The organism is Streptomyces sp. WMMB 322 (assembly GCF_900090145.1).
Classification (GTDB): Bacteria; Actinomycetota; Actinomycetes; order Streptomycetales; family Streptomycetaceae; genus Streptomyces.
On sequence record NZ_FMHI01000006.1, the window covers coordinates 275,861 to 288,886 of the forward strand.

14 protein-coding genes are annotated in these 13,026 nt (G+C 70.9%); 6 read left to right on the forward strand and 8 right to left on the reverse strand.

The genetic code is table 11. The features are described from left to right. Window positions 1-105: 105 nt before the first annotated feature. Window positions 106-744 carry a DUF6758 family protein gene (locus tag H180DRAFT_RS12925; RefSeq protein ID WP_055486250.1) on the reverse strand — a complete coding sequence of 213 codons (639 nt, stop codon included), beginning with the start codon at window positions 742-744 and terminating at the stop codon, window positions 106-108. 126 nt (window positions 745-870) lie between these two features. Beyond that, window positions 871-1,458, reverse strand: a complete 588-nt coding sequence (locus H180DRAFT_RS12930) for a suppressor of fused domain protein (RefSeq protein WP_055486156.1) — start codon at window positions 1,456-1,458, stop codon at window positions 871-873. A gap of 495 nt (window positions 1,459-1,953) precedes the next feature. On the opposite strand from H180DRAFT_RS12930, the gene H180DRAFT_RS12935 reads away from it, so the two are divergent. Both H180DRAFT_RS12935 and H180DRAFT_RS12940 read left to right on the forward strand, forming a co-directional pair. Continuing rightward, a complete protein-coding gene (locus H180DRAFT_RS12935) occupies window positions 1,954-3,069 on the forward strand; it encodes a magnesium and cobalt transport protein CorA (RefSeq protein WP_055486157.1) in 1,116 nt (371 codons plus the stop codon). A gap of 105 nt (window positions 3,070-3,174) precedes the next feature. Continuing rightward, a complete protein-coding gene (locus H180DRAFT_RS12940; RefSeq protein WP_055486158.1) occupies window positions 3,175-3,705 on the forward strand; it encodes a hypothetical protein in 531 nt (176 codons plus the stop codon). 46 nt (window positions 3,706-3,751) lie between these two features. On the opposite strand, the gene H180DRAFT_RS12945 is transcribed toward H180DRAFT_RS12940, so the two are convergent. Next, complete coding sequence (locus tag H180DRAFT_RS12945) at window positions 3,752-4,459, reverse strand: hypothetical protein (RefSeq protein WP_254666005.1); 708 nt, start codon at window positions 4,457-4,459, stop codon at window positions 3,752-3,754. A gap of 283 nt (window positions 4,460-4,742) precedes the next feature. Here H180DRAFT_RS12945 and H180DRAFT_RS12950 point away from each other — a divergent pair, with 283 nt between their 5' ends. From H180DRAFT_RS12950 to H180DRAFT_RS12960, 3 genes are all read left to right on the forward strand, one after another. Next, window positions 4,743-6,083, forward strand: a complete 1,341-nt coding sequence (locus H180DRAFT_RS12950) for a magnesium transporter MgtE N-terminal domain-containing protein (RefSeq protein WP_055486159.1) — start codon at window positions 4,743-4,745, stop codon at window positions 6,081-6,083. Next, on the forward strand, window positions 6,073-6,753 hold the full coding sequence (locus H180DRAFT_RS12955) for a DUF1003 domain-containing protein (protein ID WP_079100082.1): 681 nt from the start codon (window positions 6,073-6,075) through the stop codon (window positions 6,751-6,753). Before H180DRAFT_RS12950 ends, H180DRAFT_RS12955 begins: the two co-directional genes overlap by 11 nt. A gap of 78 nt (window positions 6,754-6,831) precedes the next feature. Further along, entirely contained in the window at window positions 6,832-8,019 is a 1,188-nt protein-coding gene (locus H180DRAFT_RS12960; protein ID WP_055486160.1) for an Mrp/NBP35 family ATP-binding protein, read from the forward strand. 126 nt (window positions 8,020-8,145) lie between these two features. Here the strand turns inward: H180DRAFT_RS12960 and H180DRAFT_RS12965 are convergent, their stop codons facing one another. From H180DRAFT_RS12965 to sigE, 4 genes are all read right to left on the reverse strand, one after another. Beyond that, window positions 8,146-8,799: a hypothetical protein gene (locus H180DRAFT_RS12965; RefSeq protein ID WP_055486161.1), complete on the reverse strand. Its 654-nt coding sequence runs from the start codon at window positions 8,797-8,799 to the stop codon at window positions 8,146-8,148. Between the two features lie 218 nt (window positions 8,800-9,017). Next, window positions 9,018-9,509: a sec-independent translocase gene (locus H180DRAFT_RS12970; RefSeq protein WP_055486162.1), complete on the reverse strand. Its 492-nt coding sequence runs from the start codon at window positions 9,507-9,509 to the stop codon at window positions 9,018-9,020. Between the two features lie 221 nt (window positions 9,510-9,730). Continuing rightward, window positions 9,731-10,795: a zf-HC2 domain-containing protein gene (locus H180DRAFT_RS12975; RefSeq protein WP_055486163.1), complete on the reverse strand. Its 1,065-nt coding sequence runs from the start codon at window positions 10,793-10,795 to the stop codon at window positions 9,731-9,733. Beyond that, window positions 10,792-11,565, reverse strand: a complete 774-nt coding sequence (gene sigE / locus H180DRAFT_RS12980) for an RNA polymerase sigma factor SigE (RefSeq protein ID WP_175437763.1) — start codon at window positions 11,563-11,565, stop codon at window positions 10,792-10,794. Before sigE ends, H180DRAFT_RS12975 begins: the two co-directional genes overlap by 4 nt. A 171-nt stretch (window positions 11,566-11,736) precedes the next feature. Between sigE and H180DRAFT_RS12985 the strand changes: the two genes are divergently transcribed. After that, on the forward strand, window positions 11,737-12,423 hold the full coding sequence (locus H180DRAFT_RS12985; RefSeq protein WP_055486165.1) for an O-methyltransferase: 687 nt from the start codon (window positions 11,737-11,739) through the stop codon (window positions 12,421-12,423). 205 nt (window positions 12,424-12,628) lie between these two features. Here H180DRAFT_RS12985 and H180DRAFT_RS12990 read toward each other — a convergent pair whose 3' ends face one another. Continuing rightward, window positions 12,629-12,796 carry a DUF3117 domain-containing protein gene (locus H180DRAFT_RS12990; protein ID WP_016469583.1) on the reverse strand — a complete coding sequence of 56 codons (168 nt, stop codon included), beginning with the start codon at window positions 12,794-12,796 and terminating at the stop codon, window positions 12,629-12,631. Between the last annotated feature and the right edge of the window lie 230 nt (window positions 12,797-13,026).

A 13,026-nucleotide genomic window follows, 5' to 3' on the forward strand; every position in this document is an offset into this window, starting at 1 on the left:
GGCCCGGGTCAGGAAGGACCGGCGGGGAGGGCGCCGTTCACGAGAGCGCCGTTCAGGAGAGCGCCGTACAGGAGAGCGCCGTACAGGAGAGCGCCGGGAACAGGCTCAGGAGATCAGTCGCGGGGAGAGCGTGCCGCACGGCAGCAGGTCGACCTCCGCACCGGCGTCGCGCAGGTCGGTGAGGACGAGTTCGTCGTACATCAGCAGCCCCGACTGCTCCGGCCACACGATCGCCCACAGCCACAGCCCGAGTGCCTCGCCGGCGAAGACGGCCCGGTCGCTGGCCGAGCCCGCCACGTGCCACAGCGGTGCAGGCCGTCCGGCGGCGAGCACCTTCACGGGCGGCGGCTGGTCGACGCACATGCCGGGGCCGGGGTCGGGCCCGTCGACGCCTGCGTAGCGCGCACCGAGGCCGACGCCCAACTCCTCCGCCACCAGGATCAGTTCGCCCGGGCCCCCAAGCGGCCCCGGACCGGAACAGGCCACCGCCGTCGCGCGCCCGCCGCTGCGGTCGTCGCCCGCGCAGGCGACGCCGGAGAAGAGCCAGCCCACGGGCAGCGGCCACGGCATCCAGACGGGCACCCTCGTACGGCCCACGGCCACGGCGAGAGCTTCGACGCTGGGGGGAACCACGGGCTGCAACGGATGCACCGTGCCGTGCAGATCGCACTGCCAGGTGTCGGCGAAGAGTCCGGGCGCCCGTACCCGGCCACCGCACTTCGGGCAACTGGGTTCGCCCCTCATGGTGAACAACGGTGCTCCCCGGCGGCCCCCGCGTCAAGGACGATCACCTCGCCGGGAGGACGGTGGAAGCGCGGACGCCGGCCCCTGCGCCCGGTTTCCGGGCACGGAGGACCGCAGGCCGGACGCTCAGCCCGCGAGCGGAACGGCTTCGCGCAGCGGATCACGCAGATCGGTGCCGTGCCGCAGCCAGCGCTCCTGAAGCGCCTCCGCTCCCCGCGCCCGCTTCCACGCCGCCTCGTTGGGCGTCATCGGCAGCAGCGGCAGGAACCGCACCGGTTCCAGGGGCGGCTCGAGCTCCAAGTCCTCGACGAGACCGCCCGGTTCGGCCACCAGGACGGAGGTGAACGAGGCCCCGGGCCACAGCGGTTCACCGGTGTCCAGTGAGGCACCCGGCGCGACGACGACACCCTCGACCTGCGGTGAGGCCGCGAGCACGGCCAGCGGTCGCAGCACCTTGTCGGTCTCCGCGGCTCCGGCCCGTACGGACAGCAGGAGTTCGGCGCGCGGGCCCCGGTCCGGATCGGCGAGCGCCGCCGCGGGATCGGTCATCGGGGCGGCCGACATCCCGAGCGTGGCATAGCGCACGACGCCCTCGTCCAGAAACCGCAGGACCTCGATGCGTTCGGTGCCGAGGAAGGTCACCGAAGCACGCGCGTCCGGCTCGCCCAGCGCCGAACGCAGCCGCGCCTCCACCAGTTCCGCCACAACTGCCATGACGCGAGCATAATCGCGTAAGGACGAGGCAAAGAGATGCGCCCGGCGGCCCGAACGGACACGGCAGCGCCTGACCGGTGTTACCGTTGGCTGCTGGTCAGGCATGCGAATCGTCCCCCGACGGGGACCGGCCGGAGGAGGTGGGACTGACATGGATCCGAGTCGACCGTGCAGTACCAACTGCTCTTCCGTCACGAACCCGCGCCCCCACTCCTGAGCGCCCTACTCCCCGGCCACTTCGCCGGTGAAACCTCACGGGGAAAGCTTTTCTCCCGGGGCAGTTCTCCACGGGTTCCGCAAGATGCGCGGGACGGAAGAGCGCAGAGCTTCGCTCCACACCGTCCGACAGCGAACCACCGAACGCCGTCGCGACCGGCACCGAGCGGTACCCGCTTTGCAGACCTCCGGCCGTCGGCGCACCGTGACGAATCCGTAGGTCCACATTCCGGGCAGCGCTGGGCCGGGCCGCCGTACGGCACCGACAAGGAGCCCGGCATGTCGATGATCCGAGACCTGCGCGCCGCCGTCCGCCCGTCCCTGCGCAAGGGGCCCCGTTCGGCTCACCCCTACGAGAACACCCGCACCGACGCCGCCGGCACCGCCGTCGTCGACTGCGCGGTCTACCGCGACGGAAGGCGCGTCGACGAGCGGCTGAGCCCGGACGAGGCGCTGCGCCGGGTGCGCGCCAGCGGGAGCCGCGAGTTCGTGTGGATCGGTCTGCACGAGCCGACGGAGCGGGAGTTCTCCGGCATCGCGACGGAGTACGGGCTGCACCCGCTCGCCGTCGAGGACGCGGTGCACGCACACCAGCGCCCGAAGCTGGAGCGCTACGACGACAGCGTGTTCACCGTCTTCAAGACGATCCACTACGTGGAGCACGCCGAACTGACCTCCACCAGCGAGGTGGTGGAGACCGGCGAGGTGATGTGCTTCACCGGCGGGGACTACATCATCACGGTGCGCCATGGCGGCCAGGGCTCGCTTCGGGCGCTGCGGCACCGCATGGAGGACGACGCCGAACTCCTCGCCAAGGGCCCGTCGGTGGTGCTGCACGCCATCGCAGACCAGACGGTCGACGGATATCTCGCGGTGGCCGACGCGGTTCAGGACGACATCGACGAGGTGGAGATCGAGGTCTTCTCGAACACCGCGGGCACCGGGCGGCGCGGCGGGGACGCCGGGCGGATCTACCAGCTCAAGCGCGAGGTCCTGGAGTTCAAGCGGGCCGTCTCCCCGCTGCTGCGGCCGATGCAGCAGGTGAGCGAGCGTCCGATGCACGTCATCGACCCGGAGATCCAGAAGTACTTCCGCGACGTGGCCGACCACCTCACGAGGGTCAACGAGCAGGTGCTGGCCTTCGACGACCTGCTCAACTCGATCCTGCAGGCCAACCTCGCGCAGGCGACCGTCGCGCAGAACGAGGACATGCGCAAGATCACTTCGTGGGCGGCGATCTTCGCTGTGCCGACCATGATCGCCGGCATCTACGGGATGAACTTCAAGTACATGCCTGAACTGGGCTGGAAATACGGCTATCCCACAGTGATGGCCGTCACGGTGACCATCTGTGTCGCCATCTACCGAGGCTTCAAGCGCAACGGGTGGCTCTGACGAGGGGCCTCGTCGCACGGAGTTGACGCCCCGCGTTGACGGTCGGTGACGACAGGCGGCCACGCGGCCACCGGTCTCTCCGCCCCTTCCCGGTAGCCTGCGCACATGACGCTGCTCGATCAGGCCCTTATCGAGGAAGCCAGCAAGAAGTCCGGTCTCATCTGGGTGCGCGGCCCGGAGGGCCCTTCGCGCGCCCTGTGGCACGTGTGGCACGACGGTGCCGTCTGTCTCGTCGGCGGCGGACCGCTCGAACAGCCCCTCGACGGCCTCGGGTTGAGTGACGGCGGCACGGCGACGGTCAGCGTGCGCAGCAAGGACAAGGGCGGCCGCCTGGTCGTCTGGCCCGCGCGCGTGGTCGAGTTGGCGCCCGGCGGCGAGCAGTGGGAGACAGTCGTCGGCGAGCTGAGGAGCAAGCGGCTCAACGCGCCGGACTTCGCCACCCTCGCCGAACGCTGGGCCCGTGAGTGCCGGGTGCTGAGGCTGGTGCCCGCGGGTGCACCGGTGGAGAAGCCCGGCGCCATGCCGGATGCTTCGCAGGCGGCGGTGCCCCTGCCGACCCGCGCGACGACCCGGCGCCGCATTCCCGTGGGCCTGCCCAGGCTGCTCTTCCGCAGGCGCCGCCAGCACGGCACATGAGACGGACGCGGAGCGGGACACCGGGCGGGGCCGGCCTCCCGGCCGCTCAGCCCTTGTCCGCCACGATCTCCTTGCCGTAGTCCACGACTTGCTGCTTCGGCGGGGCCTCCAGCTCGAACGCCTTGTTCCAGTCGTCCAGTCGGAGCGTCCCCGCGCCGCCCGCGCGCTCGATGCGCAGCGGATACGGAGTGCCGGCCAGCGAGACGTCGACGATGCCGCCGCTTCCGCCGCCCCCGCGAACCCGCACGGTGCTGACGCCGCCCACCTCGCCGCGTTCGTCGCTGTCCCGCTTGCCGTTCATCACCAGCAGCCCGTCCAGCAGCACCTGCATGTCGGCGAAACCGCTGAGCTGCCGGTAGGCCGGATCGCCGGAGGGCACCTTCACGTACTTGTCGTCGAGCTTGCTCGCAGCCTGCACATCGGACTTGGACGGCTGCTTGCCGCCCTTCTCCTGCCGCGCCCAGAACCGCGCGTCCGCCTTGAGGTACAGCTCCTTGCCGATCCGCAGCAGCCAGAAGGTGGATCCGCCGTTGACGGAGACCTTGCCCATGGCTCCGTCGCGCTTGAGCCGCACGTTCAGGCTGTAGGTCTGGCCCTTGCTGACGACCTTCCCCGACAGCTTGACCGAGTCGGCCTTCTCGGCCGCCGCCCGTGCCTTCTTCTCGATCTTGCGCGCGGAGAGCTTGCCGACTCCGTTGGTACCGGCGTCGGGATCGGTGTTCCCGCACGCGGCCAGCACCACTGTGAGTCCCACGCAGACGGCGCCCCTGAGGATCGGGCGTCCTCGCGCCTCCCCCGCCTTCGTCGGGGAGACCCCATGTGCCTGCGGCGGGGAGGCCCCATCAGCGCTTCCAACCACGTCGGCAACCTCCTGGAGATCGAGCCGGGAGACGCACCTTACCGGTGCCCGCACCCGGGGGCGGACGGCAGCCGTCCGGACCATCGCGCAAGGTCCCGCAAGGCCGCGCCAGGCTAGGCTGAAGACGGCAAAGGGTGTGTATGCACCGGAGTACGGACGGACGAGGAGGGCCCGACCGATGGCCGCAGGCGCCTCCCGGGTCTTCGTGTCGCACCTGTCCGGAGTCGCCGTCTTCGACCCCAACGGCGACCAGGTGGGACGGGTGCGCGACGTCGTCGTGATGCTGCGCGGCCAGCCCGCGGCGGACGCCGGCGGCCCGCAGCACGAGCGGCCGCCGAGCGTCCTGGGGCTCGTGGTCGAAGTGGTCAGCAGGCGGCGGGTCTTCCTGCCGATGACGCGGGTGACCGGTGTGGAGTCCGGCCAGGTCATCACCACCGGGGTGGTGAACATGCGCCGCTTCGAACAGCGCCCCGCCGAGACGCTCATCCTGGGGGAGCTGCTGGACCGTCAGGTGACCATGGTGGAGACCGGCGAGCAGGTCACCGTCCTCGACGTCGGGCTCCAGCAGCTCCCGGCACGCCGCGACTGGCAGATCGACAAGGTCTTCGTGCGGCGCGGTCGCCGCGGCAAGGGCGGCGCGCTGCGGCGGCGCGGCGAGACCCTGACCGTCGAGTGGTCGGCCGTCACCGGCTTCTCCCTCGACGAGCAGGAGCAGGGCGCCGCCACGCTCCTCGCCACCTTCGAGAGGATGCGGCCCGCGGACATCGCCAACACCGTCCACCACCTCTCGGCGAAGCGCCGGGTGGAGGTCGCGGCCGCCCTCGACGACGACCGGCTCGCCGACGTACTGGAGGAGCTGCCCACCGACGACCAGGTCGAACTCCTCGACGAGCTGCCCGACGAGCGGGCCGCGGACGTGCTGGAGGCCATGGACCCGGACGACGCCGCCGATCTGCTCTCCGAACTCGCCGAGCAGGACAAGGAGCGGCTGCTCCAGCTGATGCGGCCTCAGGATGCGGCTCCCGTACGGCGGCTGCTGTCGTACGAGGAGGGCACCGCCGGCAACATGATGACGACGGAACCCATCGTGCTCCAGCCCGACGACTCCGTTGCGCTGGCCCTCGCGCGGGTGCGCAACGCCGACCTGTCGGCTCCGCTGGCCGCGCAGGTCTTCGTCTGCCGCCCGCCCGACGAGACCCCCACCGGGAAGTACCTGGGGCTCGTCCACTTCCAGCGGCTGCTGCGGGATCCACCGTTCACCCTCGTCGGCTCGATCGTCGACACCGATCTGCGTCCGCTGCCGCCGGAGACCACGCTTCCGGCGGTGAGCAGCTACCTCGCGACGTACAACATCGTGGCGGCGCCGGTCGTCGACGATGGCGGTCATCTCCTGGGTGCCGTCACGGTCGACGACGTCCTCGACCACCTCCTGCCCCCCGACTGGCGTGAGGAGGCCGCCGAGCGGCTACCCGACGCGGGTGGACCGCGAGCGGAGGGGATCGCACGGCATGGCGGCTGAACGGGACAGGGAACGGATCCGCGACCGCGAGAGGGGTCGCGGACGCGACCGTGAGAGGAACCGGGCACGCGAGGGCGCCCGCGAGCGCGAACGGGACCGGGAACGCGAAGAGGCACGCGAGCGCGAGAAGGAGCGGGAGCGCAGCTCCCGGGGCCGCCTGGACGTGCCGCGGGCACGGCGGCGCAGACTGCTGCCGGAGTACGACCCCGACGCCTTCGGGCGACTGTCGGAGGAGATCGCGCGCTTCCTGGGCACGGGCCGGTTCATCGTCTGGATGACGTTCGTCGTCATCGTGTGGATCGCCTGGAACGTGCTGCTGCCGGCGCCGCTGCGCTTCGACGAGTACCCGTTCATCTTTCTGACCCTCGCCCTGTCGCTTCAGGCGTCGTACGCGGCGCCGCTGATCCTGCTGGCGCAGAACCGGCAGGACGACCGGGACCGGGTCAATCTCGAGCAGGACCGCAAACAGAACGAGCGGAGCATCGCCGACACCGAGTTCCTCACCCGTGAGATCGCGTCGCTGCGCATGGGTCTCGGTGAGGTGGCCACCCGGGACTGGATCCGCTCCGAACTCCAGGAACTGGTCAAGGAGCTGGAACGCACGGGAAACCTGGAACGCCCCGTCGAGACGGCGGGCACCCGCGCCGGGGAGCCGCCGGAGGGAGGGTGATCCTCGTCACCGGCGCTCCGAGTCGCCGCGCCCGCCCGCGGCTTCGGGTGCCGCGCCGGGCGGCCGTACCATTTCCGCATGGCTACCGACACTCCCCCAGAGTCCGTACGGGAGGGGGACCCCTCTGCGACCCCTCCCACCGAGGACGCAGTACGGGCCGCGCTCGCGACCGTCGACGACCCGGAGATCCACCGGCCGATCACCGACCTCGGCATGGTGAAGTCCATCGCCATCGGGCCCGACGGCGCAGTCGACGTCGGAATCTATCTGACAGTTTCCGGCTGCCCGCTGCGCGAGACGATCACCGCGAACGTGACCGAGGCGGTCCAGGGCGTCGAGGGGGTCACACGTGTCTCCGTCGAGCTCGACGTGATGAGCGACGAGCAGCGGCGGGAGCTCGCCTCCTCCCTGCGGGGCGGCAAGGCCGAACGTGAAGTCCCCTTCGCCCAGCCCGGCTCGCTGACCCGCGTCTACTGCGTGGCCTCCGGCAAGGGCGGCGTCGGCAAGTCCTCGGTGACCGTCAACCTGGCCGCGGCGCTCGCCGCCGAGGGCCAGAAGGTGGGCGTGGTCGACGCCGACATCTACGGTCACTCCGTGCCGCGGATGCTCGGCACCGACGACCGGCCGACGCAGGTCGAGGACATGATCATGCCGCCGTCCGCACACGGCGTGAAGGTCATCTCGATCGGCATGTTCACGCCCGGCAACTCACCCGTGGTGTGGCGCGGCCCGATGCTCCACCGTGCGCTCCAGCAGTTCCTCGCCGACGTCTACTGGGGCGACCTCGACGTGCTGCTGCTCGACCTGCCGCCCGGCACCGGCGACATCGCGATCTCCGTCGCCCAGCTCGTGCCGAACGCCGAGATCCTCGTCGTGACCACTCCGCAGCAGGCCGCCGCGGAGGTCGCTGAGCGCGCCGGTTCCATCGCCGTGCAGACGCACCAGAAGATCGTCGGCGTCATCGAGAACATGTCGGGCATGCCCTGCCCGCACTGCGACGAGATGGTCGACGTCTTCGGCACGGGCGGCGGGCAGCGCGTCGCCGAGGGGCTCACCAAGACCACCGGCACCCAAGTGCCCGTTCTGGGCGCCGTTCCCATCGACCTGAGGCTGCGTGAGGGCGGCGACGAGGGGAAGCCGGTCGTGCTCAGCGACCCCGACTCGCCCGCCGGTTCGGCGCTGCGGGACGTGGCCTCGAAGATCGGTGCACGTCAGCGCGGGCTCTCGGGCATGTCTCTGGGTCTGACGCCGAGCAACAAGTTCTGAAGGAAGCGGGGCGGACGCGGCCATGACCGGCCCGGCTCGTTCCGTGGCACAGAACGCGTGAGGGGCGCCCCCGGGCCTGGATGCCTGGGGGCGCCCCTCACGCGTCGTCCATGCCGCGTACCGCGGTCACTGCTGATAGCTGGTGATGTCCTTCACGACGGCGAAGCCCAGCCCGTACGCGCTCATTCCCCGCCCGTACGCGCCGATGTGCACACCCTCCTGAGCCGCACCGGCGAGAACCCAGCCGTACTCCGACTCGCGGTAGTGGAAGTCCGTCGGGACTCCGTCCACCGGCAGTGTCAGCGTGGACCATCCCCCACCGCCGAGATCGTCGGCCAGCTCCCACGCCACCACCGTCTGCTGATCGAGCCAGTCCTGGCGCAGGCCGCGCTCCATCTCCTGCGGCCACGTGCACGACAACAGACCCGAGCCCGCGAGCCAGGCGGCCGTGGACACGGATGTCGCCTCGAGCACCCCGGTACCGTCGGCGCTGCGCCGCACGGGGCGGCTCGCGACGGTGACCGTGACCGCGAAGCGCTGATTGTCAGGATTCGCCTCGACCTTGAGTGAGGGCACCTCCCCGTGCCCCGTCGAACCGTGCTCGACGGTGCCGTCCGCCGTCGTGCCGACCTGCATCAGCCAGCGGGGTCCGGTGAACGCCTCGTCGAGGCCGTACCACGGGAAGGAAGCCGTCAGAAACCCGTCAACAGCCCGCTCGGCACCGGTCTCGTCCGGCGCGGCGGGCCCGGGTTCACCGGCCACCGTACTCGTCGTCTCCATCTTCGCGACGCCTCCTCAATGCCCTGTGCCACGGGCAGCCTGCCCCCCTCGGACGGCGAACCCCGGACACTGGGAGGATAGCCACCCGGGTCCGCCGTTTCGGGCATGACCAATCATCGGCCCTTCATCAGGGACGTGAGATGCGCCTCCCAGGTGACCCGCATGAGGCAGATGATGCGGACGATGCGCGAAGTGCCCGGGTATGTGACCCGAAAGGTTCAGGTCGCGTCGGCGTCGAACGGCGGCGGCTCGTCCTTCGGGCGCTCGCGCCGGCTCTCCTTGCTCAGCGGATCGGAGGCGTCCAGATCCGTGGCCGTACCGCCGCCCTTGCGCAGACTCGTACGGCCTCCGCCGGAGCCGCTCTTGCCGCGCGCACCGACGCTCTCGGTGCCGTTCACCGCGTCGGTGACGTCCGCCATGTCGTCGCGGAAGTCGAGACTGCTGCGGATCTCCTTGAGGCCCAGGTCGTCACCGTCGAGCAGGTGTTTGCGGGCGAAGGTCTTCGGATTCAGATCCTCGAAGTCGAAGTCCTTGAACTCGGGGCCCAGCTCGGAGCGGATGTCCTCCCTGGCGTTGTCGGAGAACTGGCGCACCTTCCGGATGAACGCGGCCACGTCCTGGATCACCTTGGGCAGCTTCTCCGGCCCGAAGACGAGGATCGCGAGGACGACGAGCGCGACCAGCTCTAGGGGTCCTATGTCGAAGAACACCTTGCAGCTCCCTCATCCTCATGCGTTCGCGGGCGGTGGGGCGGCCCGGTCTCACGGTACCCGCAGTGCGGACCACGGTGGGAGCCCGCCTCGGCATCCGCACGAACGGAGCCGACGGTGCGGCCGGCCCCCTGCGGCCGCAATCCGCCCTTGCGCGGCGGGACTTCGGCCACTGCGGCTGCTTCGGCCGGACGCGGCGGGACCGCACGGCGGCCGTACGCTCAGCGCTGCGGCGGGGCCGCCGTGGTGACCGGCGAGCCGCCGCCCCCACGGCCCTTGCGGATCGTCCCGCCCGGGAACGTGTCCGCGGGAAGCCCGGCATACGCCTCGGCGCCGTACTCGTACGAGCCCAGCGCCGCCGAGGCCCGAGCCGGCCACATCGTCCCTGCGGAGAAGAAAGCCTCCCGCAGCAACGGAACGGGAGCGGTTTCGATGCGCTCGCCCTCTGCCGGCGGTGCCGTCGGCGCCGCCCACGGAGCACCACGTTGGAATCCGGTGCTGCGGCCGGCCTTCAGAGCGGCACCACTGCTGTCACCGGAGGCCGCGGTCGCGCTCAGCACCGTGCCGCTCACAGCGCTGTGCGCCGCACCCGCGTCCCGGCGACGGCGCTCACTGCTGCCGCCGGCGGAGGTCGTACGGACGGAGCTGGCGGCGGTGGTGCCGCTGTCGCCCTTGGCGACCGAGGCACCGCTGCCCGTGCTGCCGCCGCCCACGCCGCCCGCCAGGGCGAGCGCCGCCAGGGAGACCGCACCGGCTGCCGCGAAGGCGAAACGGCGGCCTCGCGCGGACAGCCGCTCCAACTCGTGTATCCGGAAGCCGCGGCTCGGCGAGAGTGCGCTGCCGCCGCGTCCGCCGCGAAGCTGCTCGAAGGCCCACACGGAGGCGCCGGACTCGGCGCGCACCGTCTGCGCCGCCGTACCGGAGATGCCCCCGAGGGGTTTGCCGCCGCCGAGGGGTTTGCCGCCGAGGCCGCCGGAGCCGGGCGGCATTCCGTCGTACGGGCCGTCACCGGGCCCGCAGGCGGGGAGGCCCTGGAGGCGCGCCAGCAGACCGTCCGAAGGAGGCGGGGGCGCGGTGTCCGCGAAGACGTTCTTCACCCGGCGCTGCGCGTCGGCCTCCGCCTTGCAGCCCCCGCAGGTCGCCAGGTGCGCCAGCACGCGTTCACGCGCGTCGTGTCCCAGCTCACCGTCGATCAGCGCCGCAAGGCGGTCACCGAGATGCTGTTCGGCCGGAGTGAGCTCTCTCTCCGGCTGCGGGGTTCTGCCGCCCAGACCTGTGCCACTCACGCGGCACCTACCTCCCCACTCCCTACGGCGGGAGCGGCCGCACTCAGGGAACGCTGCTGCTCCGCGCGTGCCTCGGGCGAACGGTGCTGCAGAGCCTTGCGCAGCTGCGAGCGCCCACGGTGAATGCGGCTGCGCACGGTGCCCAGCTTCACGCCGAGCGTGGCAGCGATCTCCTCGTACGAAAGCCCCTCGATGTCGCAGAGCACCACGGCGGCACGGAACTCCGGCGCGAGGGTGTCCAGCGCCTGCTGGACGTCCGCGTCGAAGTGGGTGTCGTTGAAGTGCTGCTGCGGCGTGGGCTCACGGCTGGGAAGGCGCTCGGCGGCGTCGTCGGCGAGCGCGTCGAAGCGGATGCGCTGCTTGCGGCGCACGGTGTCGAGAAAGAGGTTCGTGGTGATGCGGTGCAGCCAGCCCTCGAACGTGCCCGGCGTGTACGTCGACAGGGAGCGGAAGACGCGGACGAAGACCTCCTGGGTGAGATCTTCCGCGTCGTGCTGGTTGCCGGTGAGGCGGTAGGCGAGACGGTAGACCCGCGCGCCGTGCGTGCTGACGATCTCCTCCCAGGAAGGAGGGGTCCACGCCTGGCTCTCCGCATCGGTGTCGAACGTCGCCGTCGTCGCGGATTGGGCGGGGCGGACCTGGTCAGCGGTGTCTGTCACGGATTTCGGCTCGTCCGCCGACCTGCGAAAACGCCGGAGCATTCCACGGTCCCGGACAGCAGCCGCACCTCCCCTGTCGGCTCTGGTGGTGTCCAGTGGACCACCAACCATAACGACCTCGCCCGTTAGCTCCGGATAAGCACTTTTGACCGGCTCACCGTTCCGCCGCTGCTTCTGCTTCACAGCCGTCGACCGAAATTCCACAGCACCCCCTGCACCTTCCACCCCATTCCAACGCTCGGTCCCATCCGCGGGTTCCCGGGGCAACGGATACAGTCACGGTTGCGTGGAGGACGGGGACAGGAGAGGGCCATTACCGGCAACCGGCAGTCGAACTGGGCGTTCGCCGACGCCTACGGCGCCGAGCTCGTCGACGACGCCGAGAACGCGGCGCTGCGCTGGGCCCGTGAGCGGGCTCAGCAGGCGGGCGTGCGCGCGGTGTCCCCCGCCACCGGTGCCACACTGCGACTGCTGGCTGCGACGGCCGGCGCCAAGGCCGTCGCCGAGATCGGCACCGGCACAGGCGTCTCCGGCATCCACCTCATGGCCGGGATGCGTCCCGACGGCGTCCTGACGACGGTGGACACCGACCCGGAACAGCAACAGTTCGCGCGGCAGGCCTTCCGGGCCGCCGGGTTCGCGGGGAACCGTGCGCGCTTCATCCCGGGGTCGGCGCTCGACGTGCTGCCGCGCCTGGCCGACCGCGGCTACGACCTGGTCTTCTGCGACGGGGACCGGTCCGAGTGCCTGGAGTACTTCGCCGAGGCGCTGCGTCTGCTGCGGCCCGGCGGGCTCGTCTGCTTCGAGGGCGTCTTCGCCAACGGCCGCACGGTCGACGCCGGGGCCCAGCCCGCCGAAGTGCGCAAGCTGCGTGAACTGCTGGGCGCCGTACGGGAGAGCGACGATCTCGTGCCGTCGCTGCTGCCGGTGGGAGACGGACTGCTCTGCGCGGTCAAGCGCGAGAGGTGACCGGAGCACGCGAGGACGAGCGCAGAGCCGATGCGCCGCGGCGGGCGATCCGTGCGGCTCCCGCACACACCTCGTGCCGCCCGGCCGATGCGCCGGTGCACCGCGGACGAACACATCTGCCCCGGAGCACGATGCGTGCTCCGGGGCAGTGGAGAACCCACTGATGGCTGGCTCGGTCCGCGCGTGCGGCCCCCCACGCCGGGCGTCAGCCGCAGACTTTCTTGAGCTCCTCACCGAGCGCAGTCGCCTCGTCCGGGGTCAGCTCGACGACGAGTCGCCCACCGCCTTCGAGCGGAACGCGCATGACGATGCCCCGCCCCTCCTTGGTCACCTCGAGCGGGCCGTCACCCGTCCGCGGCTTCATGGCCGCCATGCTCGTTCCCCTTCCTGAAACCAGCTGATGCAGCCGACAACGCGCGTGTCACCGGCATCGAACACATTGCTTCGAAACCATTATCCCGCATGGCAGGACCCGATGACCAACAAGAGGTGGCACTACTTGTGACTCGCTCTCACCCAAAACCACTCATTCCGTCGACGAACCTGCGATACTGACCCGCTTCACTTCGCCGGAGCCCGTCGAGGGGGCGGCCCGGCGCCGGT

What these genes read in the sequence shown, in the direction of transcription:
- H180DRAFT_RS12925 (WP_055486250.1), bottom strand. Translation starts at nt 744, where the DNA reads ATGAGGGGCGAACCCAGTTGCCCGAAGTGCGGTGGCCGGGTACGGGCG.
- H180DRAFT_RS12930 (WP_055486156.1), bottom strand. Translation starts at nt 1,458, where the DNA reads ATGGCAGTTGTGGCGGAACTGGTGGAGGCGCGGCTGCGTTCGGCGCTG.
- H180DRAFT_RS12935 (WP_055486157.1), top strand. Translation starts at nt 1,954, where the DNA reads ATGTCGATGATCCGAGACCTGCGCGCCGCCGTCCGCCCGTCCCTGCGC.
- H180DRAFT_RS12940 (WP_055486158.1), top strand. Translation starts at nt 3,175, where the DNA reads ATGACGCTGCTCGATCAGGCCCTTATCGAGGAAGCCAGCAAGAAGTCC.
- H180DRAFT_RS12950 (WP_055486159.1), top strand. Translation starts at nt 4,743, where the DNA reads ATGGCCGCAGGCGCCTCCCGGGTCTTCGTGTCGCACCTGTCCGGAGTC.
- H180DRAFT_RS12955 (WP_079100082.1), top strand. Translation starts at nt 6,073, where the DNA reads ATGGCGGCTGAACGGGACAGGGAACGGATCCGCGACCGCGAGAGGGGT.
- H180DRAFT_RS12960 (WP_055486160.1), top strand. Translation starts at nt 6,832, where the DNA reads ATGGCTACCGACACTCCCCCAGAGTCCGTACGGGAGGGGGACCCCTCT.
- H180DRAFT_RS12965 (WP_055486161.1), bottom strand. Translation starts at nt 8,799, where the DNA reads ATGGAGACGACGAGTACGGTGGCCGGTGAACCCGGGCCCGCCGCGCCG.
- sigE (WP_175437763.1), bottom strand. Translation starts at nt 11,565, where the DNA reads ATGGTTGGTGGTCCACTGGACACCACCAGAGCCGACAGGGGAGGTGCG.
- H180DRAFT_RS12990 (WP_016469583.1), bottom strand. Translation starts at nt 12,796, where the DNA reads ATGGCGGCCATGAAGCCGCGGACGGGTGACGGCCCGCTCGAGGTGACC.